The 14522-nt window shown below is 68.0% G+C and carries 14 protein-coding genes; 5 read left to right on the forward strand and 9 right to left on the reverse strand.

The genetic code is table 11. The features are described from left to right. Positions 1-1192: 1192 nt before the first annotated feature. From brxC to IPJ59_RS30985, 9 genes are all read right to left on the reverse strand, one after another. Entirely contained in the window at positions 1193-3253 is a 2061-nt protein-coding gene (gene brxC, locus IPJ59_RS30945; RefSeq protein ID WP_293274632.1) for a BREX system P-loop protein BrxC, read from the reverse strand. After that, complete coding sequence (locus IPJ59_RS30950) at positions 3253-3888, reverse strand: DUF1788 domain-containing protein (protein WP_293274634.1); 636 nt, start codon at positions 3886-3888, stop codon at positions 3253-3255. The genes brxC and IPJ59_RS30950 overlap by 1 nt, the downstream gene beginning before the upstream one ends. After that, the gene (locus IPJ59_RS30955; protein WP_293274635.1) at positions 3885-4667 is read right to left on the reverse strand and encodes a hypothetical protein; all 783 of its coding nucleotides are present in this window, start codon (positions 4665-4667) and stop codon (positions 3885-3887) included. Before IPJ59_RS30955 ends, IPJ59_RS30950 begins: the two co-directional genes overlap by 4 nt. Next, positions 4664-4795 (reverse strand): hypothetical protein, encoded by a 132-nt coding sequence (locus IPJ59_RS30960; protein WP_293274637.1) that lies wholly within the window; start codon positions 4793-4795, stop codon positions 4664-4666. Before IPJ59_RS30960 ends, IPJ59_RS30955 begins: the two co-directional genes overlap by 4 nt. Next, positions 4771-5268, reverse strand: a complete 498-nt coding sequence (gene brxE, locus IPJ59_RS30965) for a BREX-6 system BrxE protein (RefSeq protein WP_293274639.1) — start codon at positions 5266-5268, stop codon at positions 4771-4773. The genes IPJ59_RS30960 and brxE overlap by 25 nt, the downstream gene beginning before the upstream one ends. Positions 5269-5980: 712 nt before the next feature. Beyond that, positions 5981-6808 (reverse strand): FG-GAP repeat domain-containing protein, encoded by an 828-nt coding sequence (locus IPJ59_RS30970; RefSeq protein ID WP_293274641.1) that lies wholly within the window; start codon positions 6806-6808, stop codon positions 5981-5983. Continuing rightward, positions 6760-7164: an FG-GAP repeat domain-containing protein gene (locus tag IPJ59_RS30975; protein WP_293274643.1), complete on the reverse strand. Its 405-nt coding sequence runs from the start codon at positions 7162-7164 to the stop codon at positions 6760-6762. The genes IPJ59_RS30970 and IPJ59_RS30975 overlap by 49 nt, the downstream gene beginning before the upstream one ends. Then, positions 7151-7648, reverse strand: a complete 498-nt coding sequence (locus tag IPJ59_RS30980) for a hypothetical protein (RefSeq protein WP_293274645.1) — start codon at positions 7646-7648, stop codon at positions 7151-7153. The genes IPJ59_RS30975 and IPJ59_RS30980 overlap by 14 nt, the downstream gene beginning before the upstream one ends. A 163-nt stretch (positions 7649-7811) precedes the next feature. After that, positions 7812-8237, reverse strand: a complete 426-nt coding sequence (locus IPJ59_RS30985) for a hypothetical protein (RefSeq protein WP_293274647.1) — start codon at positions 8235-8237, stop codon at positions 7812-7814. Between the two features lie 24 nt (positions 8238-8261). Here IPJ59_RS30985 and IPJ59_RS30990 point away from each other — a divergent pair, with 24 nt between their 5' ends. The 5 genes from IPJ59_RS30990 (at position 8262) to IPJ59_RS31010 (ending at position 14353) form a co-directional block, all read left to right on the forward strand. Continuing rightward, positions 8262-8456, forward strand: coding sequence for a hypothetical protein (locus IPJ59_RS30990; protein ID WP_293274648.1), 195 nt, complete (start codon positions 8262-8264; stop codon positions 8454-8456). 90 nt (positions 8457-8546) lie between these two features. After that, positions 8547-10304 (forward strand): hypothetical protein, encoded by a 1758-nt coding sequence (locus IPJ59_RS30995; protein WP_293274649.1) that lies wholly within the window; start codon positions 8547-8549, stop codon positions 10302-10304. 2 nt (positions 10305-10306) lie between these two features. Beyond that, positions 10307-12346 (forward strand): DUF6531 domain-containing protein, encoded by a 2040-nt coding sequence (locus IPJ59_RS38765; protein WP_293274651.1) that lies wholly within the window; start codon positions 10307-10309, stop codon positions 12344-12346. Further along, positions 12336-12617, forward strand: coding sequence for an RHS repeat domain-containing protein (locus tag IPJ59_RS31005; RefSeq protein ID WP_293274653.1), 282 nt, complete (start codon positions 12336-12338; stop codon positions 12615-12617). The genes IPJ59_RS38765 and IPJ59_RS31005 overlap by 11 nt, the downstream gene beginning before the upstream one ends. A gap of 1178 nt (positions 12618-13795) precedes the next feature. Next, positions 13796-14353, forward strand: a complete 558-nt coding sequence (locus IPJ59_RS31010) for a hypothetical protein (RefSeq protein ID WP_293274654.1) — start codon at positions 13796-13798, stop codon at positions 14351-14353. The last annotated feature ends 169 nt before the right edge of the window (positions 14354-14522 follow it).

The following is a 14522-nucleotide window of genomic DNA, read 5'->3' on the forward strand; positions in this document are numbered from 1 at the left end:
CAGGTGATGCGAGCGTGGCGTTCGGCGACGTAGGCGGCACGGAGCGCCTGGACATCGGCATCGACCACGGCGATGTCCTTCCACGGCCGCTCGCGGGCCAGCTGCGCCGCGATCCGCTCGAGCGCTGCCTCGCCCTCGGAGTCGAGGCGTCCGATCTCCTGCAGCTGCGCCGCCTGGTGGTCACGGACATCGGCGACCAGCTGCACGGCCTTGCGCGCGTCGTCCGTCAGCTCGGCGCGCAGCTCCGCGAGGGCGGTGAGGCCGTCGCGCAGCGCGTCGAGGTGCTTGCCGAGGGTCTCGACGGTGCGCGTGGATTGTCGACAGCTGCGAACGCCGGCCTCCAGCGCCGTGTGTAGCGCGATGAGCACCGCGAGAGGCTCGGGCTTCCCGGGCAAGGCGATCAGGCGCGTCTCGACATCACGCAGCGTCCGGGCGGCCTCGGGGAAGTGGGTCGAGACGGCGTCGGCGATCAGGTTGTCGTCGCGCTCGACCTGGATCTCGAAGTGTTGCTCGAGCAGCTTGCAGATCTTCGCGCGCAGCTGCGGGTTCGGCGGCACCTGGGCGGGATGGAAGGTGTTACGACGAAATTCCCGCTCTTTATCAAAGGCGTCCTGGACCCCGGACTTGGCGAAGCTCGTGAATTCGGCGCCGCCCTCTCGGGTGATGCGGATCTTGCCGGCGCGCAGCAGCCCCGCGACACAGGCCTTGATCACGTTGACGGTGTAGCCATAGGGAGGGCCGCAGAAGTGGGCGAGCAAGCTCGTCGCCCCGAGGCCGCCCTCGGCCTCGATGCGCTCACGGATCTGCCGCGGCACGAGGCCCGAGCAGGTGGGGTCGTAGCGGCCTGCGTCGAGCTCGAAGATCCCGAGGTCGTGGACCAGTTTGCTCGAGATCCCGGCGAGGTCGGTGCGCAGCGGCTGGAGTGCCTCCGCGGGGGTCAGGTTGAGCGTGGTGAAGTGCGGATAGATCTCGGGGAGCACCCGCTCGGCCACGGCCACCAGGGCGTTGGCGAAGGTCGAGCCGAGGTCCCCGGGGCTCAGACTGCGGCCGCGGAAGTAGATCTGGCCGTCCATCCAGCGATCCGCGATCGTGTCGCGCAGGCGCTTCTCCAGCGCCACGGCGTTGTCTCGCTCGCGATCGAGGAGGTTGCGGCGCGCGGTCGGCAGCGACTCGCGGCGATCGTGGTACTTCTTCACCATCGCCCGCGACTTGCCGAGCTCGCGCGCGACCTCGACGATCGGCGCTCGCTCGCCGCAGACCCACACGATCCGATTTTGCAGCGCGTGCTCGCTGCTGCGCGGGATCCAGATCGTGTCCTTGCGCTCGTCCTTGGTGAGGAAGCGGAAGTCGACCCAGACGGCGGCGTCATCGCGGGGATCGAAGAGCACGACATCGTCGCTGCGCTGGCCGTCGGAGAACACGCTCTTCCAATGGAACGGGCGGCCCTGCAGGCGGGGGCGCTCGGGCTCGGCGAGGAGGTGGCGCAGGGCGTGCTGGACGGCCTCCCGGAGACGGCTTCACCGCCGACACCCATGTCGCGACGCTCGCCCACCCACTCATCTCCGGCGGTCGACTGGATCTTGTAGCCGAGCTTCTCCGAGAAACTGAGGAGGTTGCGGCGACTCAGCTCCTCGAGCGCCTCGGTGACCTGACTGACCTGGCTGCCCCGGTCGAGGCGATCGAAGAGGCACTGGGCGATCAGGTCGCGCGTGGTCGCGGGCCCCTCGTCCTGGACCTGCTCGAGCATGGCGACGACCTTGGCGACCCGGACCAGAAAGCCGGAGGCATCATCGGCGCACTCGGCGAGCAGGCGCCCCATGCTGCTCTGTGTCTCCGAGTCGAGGGCGGTGTGCTGGATCTCGTAGACGTGCTCGAGGGTGATGAGGTCGCCGACCTTCCGGTCGGCGAGGTGCTGGCTGCGAAACAGCTCGCCCAGCAGCTGGAGCAGGCCGCGGATCGCCTGGTCGTCGCCGGCCGCGCGCGTCGAGCGGTCGCGGATCTTCGACGTGATGTCCAGGATGAGATCGACGTAGCCCGGGAGCAGCGGGTAGACCTCGATGAAGTCCTCGGCGGTGATGGCCTCGCACTTGTATGCGAACAGCTTGAGGTCCGCACGGTGGGTTTCGAACAGCCCGCGCAGGGTCTTCTCGGCCGCGGGGGTCTTCTGCAGCAGGCGCCGATGGACCACGTCGCGGATGTTGGTGTTGTCGAGGTGGATCCGCAGCTGCGAGGGGAAGCGGTCCTTGGCCCACACCAGGAAGGCCTCACCGGCGTCCTCGTCGATCTTCTGCTGGCCGAGCGCCATTAGCCAGGCCTTGCCGCGCAGGCCGCTGCCGAGCGCGGAGGCGAAGGCACGCAGCCGGTCGAGCCGGTCCTTGTTGGCGAGCACGAACTGCGAGACCTCGTCGACGACAAGGAACAGGGTCGTATCGCGCCCGGGCCGGCGCAGGCGCAGCATGTCGCCGATCGCCTTGACGGCGTCGTCCGGCGACTCGGTGCGCGCGCTAGTGCCGGCGCGGACCTCGAACCAGCGGGTCGGGTCGACGTAGTGGTCGGGGAACATCCGCGACATCACCAGCGAGAAGTCCTCCTCGGCGAACTTGCGCAGCTTGGCCTCGGACCACGGCCTCTTGAGGGTGTCGCGGGCAACCTGCTCGAAGCGGGTCCACTCGCCGTCGCGCTCGAGCTTGAGCTCGAAGTCGGCGACCGTCGGACTACAGTAGCCAAGGCGCTCCTGCACCAGGCGGACGGCGGTGTGGTGCAGGTGCTCGCCGTCGCGGTTGGTGCCGGCCATGTCGAAGACGACGGCGATCGGGTCGATCTTGCGGCGCAGCGCGTCCCAGGCCTCGCGCAGCTCGGCGCGCCGCTCGGTGGTGTCGCGGGCGATGAGGGCCTCGGACAGCGCGCGGCCGTCGGGGAGCGCGACGCCGTCGAGCGCGAGGCCGAGGAGCTTGGCGAAGCTCGACTTGCCGGACCCGTAGAACCCGGAGATCCAGCAGGTCGGCAGATCGGGGCCGCCGACCTTGTCCAGCTCGGCGGTGATGGCCCGCAGCAGGTTGACGTAGTGCTCGTGGATCCCGATGGGGATCCGGCGCTTGTTCGGGTGACCGTCGTTCCAGCCGCCCGTGATGATGTACTCGGAGACCTCGCTGGCCAGCTTCTCCGGGCTCTGCTCGTTGAACCAGACGACCGGCGGGATGGGGCGGGTGACGTCGGCGAGGAAGAGGTCGCGGATGGAGGTCGCCTGGGTCATCAGTAGATCCGTGGTCGATAGTCACTGTCGGGATCGAGGATCCCCATGAATGAGAGCGAGCTCGGGCCGTGGCGAAGGCCCGGGTAGAGCAGCACCACCGGGACGTTGTCGGTGTGACCGGCGAGCTCGTGAAGCAGCGCCGAGGAGCGAAAGAACGGGTAGATCGCGCCTGCCCGCCCGATCAGCGCGAGGGTCCGATCGACCCGCTCGGGGTGGTCCTTGACGTGCTGGCGGATCATCGCGGCGCACTCGCCCGCGAGGCCGTCCTCGCCCTCGATCAGCGGGATCAGCTTCGACTTGAGGTACTCACGGCCGCGGGCCTGGTCACGCGCGCTGGTGCGACGCTCCATCTCCGTCACCCGCTCGAGGAAGTCGTCGTCCTCCGCGCGGATGCGGTCGAGCAGGATCTGGCGCAGTGAGATCGAGAGCACGAACCAGCCGCCCTTGCGCAGCTCGACGCCGAGGCGCTGGACCTCACCGCGCAGCGCGAACTCCTGCGCCGGCTCGTACTGGACGATGGCGAAGCGGTAGTTTCGCATCGTGCTGATCTGCGGGCCGTGCTCGTGGAGGAGATCGGCACGCAGCGCGGCGAACTTGTCCTTGAGCGACGACGACGGGAACAGGGGCTGGGTCATGACGAAGCTCCCAGGCGAAGGTCCGACGCGGCGAACAACTGCTCCGCGGCCCACCCGGCGAGGTCCTGGTGGCACCAGCCGAACTCGATCAGCTCGCCCTGGCGACGAAAGCGAAGCCCGTCCAGGCCACGGAGACGGGCGTCGAGCTCGGGGCCCTGCAGACCGACCGAGGCGAAGTAGCGGTTGTCGAGCAGACTGCCGGCGAAGGTGACCTCGCGCAGGAGGTACAGCATGTAGGTCAGCGCGGCGTCGCTCACGGGTGGGAAAGCGAGCGGGCGAGGGTCGCGGTTGCTGGTGACGAGGCCGGCCGCGAAGGCCGCCGAGAGCAACTTGCTGGCGAACTGGATCCGCGTGCTCATGGTCCAGCGACCGGGCCCCTGCTCACCGACCCAGGTGATCACTCCGTCACGGCGCACCTGCGGCCGGAGCTGGGCGTGACGGTCGACCAGGAAGGCGCCCGTGAAGTCGCGGTAGAGGGGGTCGGAGAGCTGCAGGTGCCAGTGACAGAGCACGCGCCGGGTGGCAGGGTCCATTTGCGGCCAGCGCTGGAGGACCGCGAGCGCGGCTGGGAACTCGGCGAAGCGGGCGCGAAAGTTGCTGATGAGCACCTTGACGGTGTCGAGACTGCGCGCGCCGAACCAGTACTCGTCGAAGGCCAGGGCGGGCGTGACAGAGGCGCCCGCGACCGCCGTGCGCTGCCAGTATGCGCGGGCGTCCTCGACCTCGAGCGAGCACTTGAGCAGGCGCGTGTGGACCTGGGTGGTCTCGGCCTGGCTCACTTCGCCCCCCGGTAGTGGGGGAGCGGGTACTTCTCAGGTAACCCCGCGAGGCCCGCGACGAGGCGGGTGACCAGCACGTCGAGCGTGGCCGGGCGCTCGCCGGTCAGGCGCCGCCCGATGGGCTCCACGACATGGTTGGCCTTGCCGTGCGTATCCACCCACGCGGCGAAGTCGCTGCGGCTCCAGCCTTCTCGATGATGTCCAGACCAGGCAGCACCGTCTGGGGCGGTTGCCTGGAACGCTTGAGCTCGCGCAGGCGCTCCTCGGCCCGCTCGTCGATCTCGAAACCGAGCCGGTACAGCGAGCAGACGCCATCAGGGTTGTTGACCAGGGCCCGCTCTGCGGCGTCGACGCGGCGCGCAGCCTCGCGTACCGCCTGAAGCACGGCCCATGGGGCAGTCGTCGGCAGCAGCCGCTGGAACAGGTCCAGGCCGCCGTACTCGCTGACAAGATCGCAGCGCCACCAGCCAAGCCGCCGCTCCTCGCCCACGTGGCCCTCGCCGGCCCACGCGACGACGATCTGGGCGGCCAGCAACCGGTCCACTTCTGAGGTGAGCGCGGTGATGCCCGGCCTGGTCGTTGCAGCTGTTTGTCCGGCCATGGAAGGTGGCGCTCCGTGCCGCCCGACGCCGGGGTGGACGTCTGCGAGCGCACTCTACCAGCTCAGGGGCGCGAGGTTCAATCCCCCACGCGCACTCGCGCGCGTAAGGCGCGCAGAGACAAGGGCTGAGTGTAGCCCCGGTTTCACGGCCGAGCACCCCACTACAGTCTCGATTTTTGCAGAGAAGGCGGGTCATCTCACCGACCCCGCATCATCGTCGCCGACGCGCGGGCGCGGGCGAGCTTGATCCGCCATCTCGAGGTGGGTGGTCGCGTGTGGCAAGCCTTGCGATGCACGACGAGCCGACACGACACGCGCTTCTACCCGCCTTGCCGGCGTCGAGGCGCGGCGGGTGAGCCCTACGGGTCCGGCGCTAACGCGCGTCCGAGCGCGGCGCCCACATCCCACATCGTCTGCGGTGACGCAGGCGCCGGGCACAAACTCGTGGTGCGGGCGGCGGGCCTGAGCAGTGGTACCTCGCAGACATCATGTGCCTGCGGGCTTCGGCCCGACTGGCCTGCTGGTTGGCGATCAGCCGCTGCAACGCCGCCCGCACTTCGTTGAGGCTGCCGCCGACCGAGGCTTGGAGCTGCGAGGATGTTGGCCGCCATCGCCGGGCGGCTGGCGAACATCGCCGGCTGGATCGACGAGGCCCTCAAACGCATCTTACCCGCCGCGCTTGCCATCCATAAATCGCTTAGCTGGGGGTGCGTCACTGGCAGGCACCGCCGGAGCTGAGCGTCGAGTTGGCGCGGAAGGTGTTGTGGGTATTCCACGAGGGCTGCTCGTACTGTGGAACGGTACCATCTTCATTGACGTTATTGACGTGGTAGGAGTCTTGGTTCCAGATCCGCCGGGCTTGGGGCCAGCGATTTTCTTTGTCGCCAATGACCTGCACTGTGGGGCCGTCTCCGTAGTTAGAGACGACGACAATCTCGGCCGAGCCATCGTTGTCCACGTCGGCAACCACGGGGTATTCTACATATGTCACTGATGAATGGGGAATCTGCATGAGAACCTGACCGCTTTCGCCAAATACGAAGACATTTTGTTCGCCGGCATAGACCACCTCAAAAATCCCGTCACTGTTGAAGTCAAAGGCCGAGCCACCGGCAAGGCCGGTGAAGTCAGAAATTGGAGCACTCCAAATTTCTGTCCCATCATTCACACGGGTGGTGGAGAAGATAGTGAGCCGGCTGGCGCCAAAGTCGCTGATGCCATCGCCGTCAAAATCCGCAATAGTCGACGCAAAGTAGCTGCCATTCAGAAACTTGCTTTTGACTTCACCCGTATGTTCGAGCACCACGATGCTATCGCCGGTCAATAAGACTTCGGGCTCAGAATCCTCGTCGAGGTTGGCAACCTGCGGCCAGGCAGTACCCATACCTGGAAGCTTGTAATAGACCGAACCATCGTGATGGTAGGCTGCGTCTTCAAGGATGAGTTCGAGATCACCATCACCATCAAGGTCTGCGGGCTGTGGGTGCGTCATCACATAGTCGGCGCCAGCCCATTGCAATACACCATGATGATCGAACAATTGGTATCCACTAAAGACTCGGGATCACCGTCATTGTCGAGGTCTGCAATGAGAAGCGAAAACCAATCAGATCCTGTACTAGATTCTGTGACAGTGGTGCTCTTCCATTTTTTTGCACCGTCATGGTCGAAGGCCATCAGGTAGGAGTCGAGGCCATCATAACCCACAGCGACGATGTCTGAGATGCCATCGTTATCGATATCACCGACGGCCGGAGTTGCGTATGGGTAAATAGCCTCCTCGATCTTGAAGTGCAACGCACCAGTAGCGCCGTCGAGCACATAGATATGACCGAAGCGATCGCTCGGATTAAGAAGGCCCTGATAAACAACAACGACAATATCAGGGGGTGTCACATAGGTCTACCACGCCGTCGCCGTTATCATCCGTAAGGCTGGCAACCAGCGGCGTGACCATGCTACCTTTACTGTCAGCTGGAGATGTCCACTCCCACTCGATGATTGGTTCGAAGGCTTCGGGTGGAGGCATCTTATCGCAGGCACCCACACCATCGCCATTCGGCTGAATCTTGCACCTGTTCACCGGTCCAGGGTCACCGGTGGTACTGCCCTCGCTGGTGCTGCTGGTGGTCATACCACTGGCGGAGACATCATTCGAAGTGATTTCACCAGTCATGCTGCCATTCGCGCTATCACTAGAAGTGACACCATTGGTGGGCATACCCATGGTGAAATTGCCTGTGGCGGGGTCGGCGGTGAGCGAGCTATTCACGCCCGAATCCGTCGCCGAATCACTCAAGGAGGTGCGGGTGCCGCCGTTGCCACAGCTAACCATCACACCGAGGGCTAAAATACTCGTCAAGGTTTCATATGTTTTCATGAGTGCATCACTTGTTGGTTACGGAGGTTGTCTGGAGGAGAGAGTCTTAAGTTCAGTGCAGGAATTTGGGGGCGAGGGTGAGTAGGGCGCGGCCCGAGAGCGGGAGGGCAGCGGCGGCGACGAACCAGCCGCAGCACCAGCCAGCCCTCGCAGCAGTGACCCATCAGTACGCAGCGAGCACCCGCACCCCCGCGTCCGCGCCCAGTTCGATCGACCCGAACCCGCCCGGGACGCTATCGTTCGGGCACACGCTCGCACACGTGTAGCTCAGCGCGAGCCCACAACTGTGACTGCACCCCCCGTACCACGCGCCGCTGGTCGACATGTGCAGCGAGGTCTCCGGATCCGCGGTCGCGTCCTCCCACATGGGATCGGGCGTGGCGACGTGGGGTTCCACGGCATAGGCCGACACACGCCCCGTCAGCGTGCCTACGAACACCCAGCCGGAGCCACCATAGGCGCCACCATCGACCACGACCGTCGGCCCGATGACCTCGCCGTCGAGCGGCATGTTGAAGAGCCGTCTGTCGACGAATTTGAGCTCACCGTCGCCGAGCAACCCGGGCTTCGGCCCGCGCGTGGCTTCCACGAGACCCGGACCCGGACCTACTACGTGACCGGGTCCGGGACCGTGTACCTGCTGGCCGCGCCAGGACAACGGGCCATGCTGCAGGCGGTCGAGGACCTCCCGCCCGAGGCCGTCGCTACTGGCCGCACGGTCGACATGCGCCTGCGGACCCTCGCCGACGTGGCCGACGATCTCGCCGCCGTCCGAGGAGCTCCGTCCGGCACGTCGGCGCCTTCCTGATCCCCGCCGCGCACCAACTAGATAGACCGGCTTTGCGACCGCGTTCCGCGGCCGCCAGGGCGTCTTTTGCCTCGAAGGAAGTGACCGACCGTGACCAGCAACTTCTCCTCCCTCTCTGTCCCGACCGACATCCCCTGGCGCCGGATCTGCGTGACCGGCGACATGCTCGACCCGGAGCCCTGCGACCTGATCGTGCCGCCGCGCTGGCGCTCGTCGATCGCCGTGTTCCGCCATGACCCGCCCGACGAGTTCCAGCCGCTGCCGCACTCGCGGGTCTCGTACTTGAAGGTCTGCGTGACGCTGGCCCCCTTCGCGCCAGAGCTGGAGGTCAAGCTCGGCCGGCGCGCCGCCGACATGCTCGAGGAGGCGTTCCCCTGCCACGGCGCCCTGCTGCACGTCACGGTCTCGCCGCCGGAGGCCGCCCGCGGCGGCGACCGCCGCGACTTCCCGTACTTCGCCGACTTCGAGCCGAAGAAGCGCGAGCTGTACGAGATGGTCTCCGAGACCGGCGAGGTACTGTCGGGGTCGAGCTCGACGCTCTCGGTCGGGAAGAGCTCGGCGTCGGCCCAGACGACGGAGAACTACAACATCGACAACGGCTGGAACTTCGGCACCAACTTCACCTACGGCGGCACCGGCGGCGGTGGTCAGGTCGGCGTGCAGAAGCAGGAGGGGACAATCTCGACGACGGGATATCAGACCAGCAACGTCCGCATGACCGACGAGAGCGTCGAGCGCCGCGAGCTGGCGTCGCACACGACCCAGCTCGCGCAGATGTACAACCTCTTCCAGGCGTTCCACGTCGGCACCAACCGGGCGCTGTTCTTGATGGAGCCCCGCCCGCACATCCGCCAGTCCGAGGCGACCTTCATCAACGGACCCCGCGCGCTCGAGGGCATCCAGGAGGTGTTCCTCGCGGTCGTCCGTCCGCGCGAGATGGATGGCTTCTGCGTCGGCGTGCTGCTCGAGACGGCGCACCTGTCCAAGGAGCCGGTGCTCGAGCACGAGGAGACGACGAAGGTCGTCGAGTTCCGCCTCACGGCCAAGGCGCCGAATCTCGACAACTCGATCGGCAAGGACTCCGGCGAGGGCAAGAAGTCGGCCATCGTCCACTTCGACGCGCCGAAGGGCTGGGAGATCGCCGGCTACACGACCGCGACGTTGAAGGGGGAGCGCGTCACCAAGGGCCCGACGGTGGTCCACGACGGCCACCACCTCACCGTCACCGGTGAGGTGAGCTGGCGCTTTGAGGAGGGCAAGATCAAGGCCGGCGAGCGCGAGGACATCTATCACGACGGCACGCTCGACGTGGACGTGGTCGTCAAGCTGCGGCGCAAGGAGGCCGAGGTCAAGGAGTACGTGCGCTCGTTGTTCCTGAGCGCGCGTCAGATCTGCTGCTGCGACAAGCCGGTCGACCTCGGCAAGCTCTCGTCAGCGTCCGTCACCTACGAGCGCCCGCTGGATCGCCGCATCGAGGTCCACCGTGGCGCGTCGAGCCCGACGCGGATGCAGGAGAGCCGGCGGCTCGCATCCAAGATCCGCGACGAGATGGTGCGCAGCACGACCAGCTCGGCCCGCGTGCCGGTCGGTGCGCGCCGCTACGAGGAGACCGATGCCTTCGCGCAGCGGGTGGCCGCGATCGTCACAACCGTGGAGGCGCCGATGATCTCGGTCGACGCTGCCGGCGCGCCGGGTGGCCCCGCGGCGAGCGGCGAGACCATCGACGCGATCACGCTGCTGCACGCGCCGGTGGCTACGACGGCGCGTCGTCTGGGGATCCCGGAGGCGCACGCGCGCCAGTTGCGGCTCCGGGCGATCGAGGCGCTCGCTGCCGGGGAGGAGGGCTGACCATGCCGCGCTACCGCATCCGCAACCGCTCCAACAAGCCGATCACCGACGGCCAGAAGAGCCTGCCGCCTGGTGGGGAGTTCGAGTTCGGTGATGTCTGCGCGGCCGTTCGTTTTGTCAACGGCGCCGGGACGAGCTTCCTCGAGAACACCCCCGGGGAGGTGGTCCAGCGGATCAACCGCGCGGCGGCGCGGGCCGGGTGCGGTGAGCAGGTCAAGGGTGCTGTCGTCCAACCGACCGAGGAGGGAGACCCCGAGGACAAGGCGCCGATCGGCGGCGACTCGGCGAAGGCTCAGGGCGCCCCGGCGCCAGTGGGTCAGGCCGCCGAGGTCAAGATCGTCCGTGGCGCCTACGGCGAGCCGGGCGAGGAGCGCACGCCGGCCGAGGCGCTCGCCGACCCCGCGCAGCCCGCGAGCGAGGGTCAGGTGCAGCAGCAGGCCATGGCCGAGGGTCAGGACCTCGAGACCGCGAGCAAGACCGTCGAACGCGGCCTGCGTGGCGACCCGCCGGAGGGCGAGGAGCGCAGCACCCACACCGGCGACGTCGCGCAGCAGGCCGCCCAGGGCGGCGACCCGGTCGACCTCGTCTCCGGCCGCCTGGCACTGATGTCGGTCGATCTCGAGGTGCCGTCGCCGTTCTTCGAGCTCGCCCTCGTGCGACGCTACCTGTCCGGCGCGCCGTTCTGGGGCCCCTTCGGCTTCAACTGGGACCACAACTGGAACGTCTACCTGCGCGAGCTGGCCAGCGGCGACGTGGCCCGCGGGACAGGTGCGCTGCACGAGGACGTGTTTCGCTGGAACGGTGCCACCTTCGTACCGCCGCGCGGCGTCTTCGAGCTGCTCGAGCGCCTGCCGAACCAGCGCTACTTCGTACGCGCCCGCCACGGCCTCGTCTACTTGTTCGAGCGCCCGCTGGGGTGGACCGACGCCGAGCGCATCCCGCTCGCGTCGATCCGCGACCGCTTCGGCAACCGCGTCGAGCTGCACTACGGCACGAAGAACCTCCTCGAGTCCGTGGAGGACGACGACGGCCGCGGCCTGCGCTTCTTCTACGGCCATTGCGGGATCCTCGAGGCGGTGGAGGATCACAGCGGCCGACGCGCCCGCTACTTCCACGACGACACCGCGACCCACTTGATCGGCTTCGCCACGCCGCCGATCACCAACTTCCCCGACGGCATCCTGACCGCGTACGAGTACCCGACGCGCGCCCCGCATCCCGTGTTGCGTCACTGCATCACGCGGATCATCGATCACGCCAAGCAGACCGTGCTCGAGAACGTGTACGAGGCCGACCCCTCGTCGTTCGCTTGGGGCCGCGTCGTCGCCCAGCAAGCCGGCGGTTTTGTGTTTCGCTTCGGCTACGAGCAGCTCCAGTGGGTCCCCGAGGCCGCCGAGTTCGTCAACGTGCCGGCCGTGCGCAGCTGCATGGTCGACCCGGGCGGCGCGCTGTGGACCTACACTTTCAACTACCGCGGCGACCTGCTGGACGAGCGCGTGCGGCTCGCGCGAGACGGCTCTTTTTCGGGTGGCGGTCACGCGGCGAGAATTCGACGCCGACGGCCACCTCACCGCGCTCCACACTGCCCGACGGCAGCCGCACCGGAGTGGACGTTCGACTCAGGCAACACGGACGCGCGCGCCAACCTGCTGCGCGTGGAGCCGCGCCGGCGGGCTGTTCCCGGTCCCGAGCCGCGTGGTGCTGCGCGCGACGTACGAGCCGACCTTCCAGCAGCCACGCGACCTGACCCACGAGACCGGCGCCAAGGTCCGCCTGCGCTACGACCTGGACCTCGCGCTCGGCACGCGCGGCGAGCTGCGCGAGGTCCACTGGCCGGACGCGACCCTCCCCGACGGCAAGCACCAGGCCGCAGTGACGCGCTACGAGTACGACGACCGCGGCCAGGTCATCCGCCAGACCTCGCCCGCCGGCCGCGTGGAGGCGTATGTGTACGAGCCCGCGGGCTCGTCCAAGACCGGCTTCCTCCGCGAGCAGATCGGCGATCCCGACGGCGTCCACCAGGTCACGGCGATGGACTATGATACCGCGGGCCACCTGTCCTCATGGACAGCTCCAGGCGGCGCGACCTGGCGTCACACCTACAATGCCCTCGGCCTCGTCGACGCGGTCGAGCCGCCCGCGATCGACGGCGAGGCCACGCCGACGCGCTACGAGTACGACTGGCACCAGCGCCTCCGGCGAGTCATCCGCCCGCGTGGCGAAGTCATGGGCGTGAACCTGGCGGGGCCGAATCTCGAGGATTTCTTCGAGTACACGCCGCTCGGCCACCGAAGCGGATCATCGTCGGCGTGAACACCGATCGGCCGCGCAGTGGCAGTTCGTGCGCGACTGGGAGAGGGCGCCGCTCCGCGAGGTCGGGCCCGACGGGCTGCGCACCACGAGGGTGTGGGACGAACGCGGGTGCCTGCTCCGCGAGATCCTCGGCGAGGGTCTGCCCGAGGCGTTGACGGCACGGACCGTCTACGACATCGTCGGCCGCGTGCAGCAGGAGTTCCACGCCGACGGAGCGGCCCGGAGCTTCGAGCGCGACCCCTGGGGCCGCGTGACGCTGGCCGTGCTCGAGGGTGGCGCGCGTGTGCGGACGACGTGGGGCCCGATGGACCGCGTGCTCGGCGAGGACATCGAGGGCGACCCCGGCGACGGTGGCCCGGAGCGCCTGCTCGCACGTATGAGCCTCGCGTACGACGAGCGCGGCCGGCTCCTCCGCAGCACGGTCCATGCCTTCGTCGCCGATCCCGACGACGGGGCAGCGCTGACGTCGACGCGCTGGCACGACGCCGACGGGTTGTGCGTGCGGCGCGTGGAGCCGACCGGGGAGGCGTGGTCGCTCGAGTACGACGGCCTCATGCGCCTGCGCGTCACCGAGGACCCGCTCGGCAACCGCAGCCGCGTCGACTTCGGCGTCAACGGTCTGCCCGAGCTCGTCACCGAAGATGACCAGGGCCCCGACGGTCAGCGCACGCGCTCGACCAAGCTCATGCACGACGCTCGCGGGCGGCTCACGAGCACGCTGCGGCCCTCGGGCGCCGTGCGCAGCTTTCGCTGGGACGCCCGGGACCTCATGGTCGAGCAGACGGACCCGCTCGGCGTCATCACCCGCCACGGCTTCGGCCTGCTCGGTGAAGCGATGCGCCAGCACCTCGACCCCGGCGGCCTCGATCTCGTTTACAGCCAGGAGTTCGACCTCGCCGGCCGCCCCCGCACGGCGACGGACCCGACCGGGAGGGTGACGAAGCTCCAACACGACGTGCTCGGCCGCGTTCGGACCTTGACCCTCCCGGACGGCGGGCAGGTCATCCTCGAACTACGACGCGAAGGGTCGCCTGGCGAAGCTCACGCGTCCCGATGGCGCCGAACTCACCCACACCTTCGACGCCGCCGGTCGCCTGGCGACCCTCGAGGCCAAGCCCGGCCCCGGCTGCACACCTGTCCCAAAGCACAGCTACAAGTACGACGCGCTCGGCCGCCTCGTGCAGGCGAGCGCGGGCGACGAGGTCGTGACGCGCCGCTTCGACAGCCTCGGCCGCCTGCGACACGACGAGCTCGCCGGCCGCGCCTTCGCAGCGGACATCGACGACCTGCAGCGGACATCGACACTCCGCTTCCCGGATGGCCGCGAGGAGCTGCGCCAGCTCGACGCCCTCGGCCGCACGACGAGCATCACCCTGCAAAAGCCCGGCACCTCCGCGGTCGGCCCGGCCAGCGGCGCCCCGGGCACCGTCCTGTGCGAGCTGACATACCTCGGCCCCGCTCGGGTGCACGCGCTCCTGCGTGAGAACGGAGCGATCACCAGGCATCACTACGATGACGAGGGCCGCCTCACCGACCTCGAGCACATCGACGGCACTACCCAGGCCGTGCTCGCGCGGACCCGCCTGCGCCACGACCGGGCCGACCGCTGCCGCGTGCAACAAACCCTCCCACAGGGCACCCGCGTTCACGACTTCGACGCCCGCGGCCGTCTCACCCTCGGTGCGGGCAAACTTCCCGCTCGTGCTTGCGGAGGCCACGAGCCAGGCCGACCATGACACCGCCATCGCCGCCGCCGAGCTGGCGCTGCGGCCGCGGAGCTGACGCAGAGCTGGACGCTCGACGGCGCGGATACACGGCTCGGTGAGATCGGGGTCGCATTTGGCATCGAGACGATCTTCACCTACGAGCAGGGTCCGCATCACGCGACCACGGCCGTCGATGATG

It is taken from the genome of Nannocystis sp., from assembly GCF_016714285.1.
Classification (GTDB): domain Bacteria; phylum Myxococcota_A; class Polyangia; order Nannocystales; family Nannocystaceae; genus Nannocystis.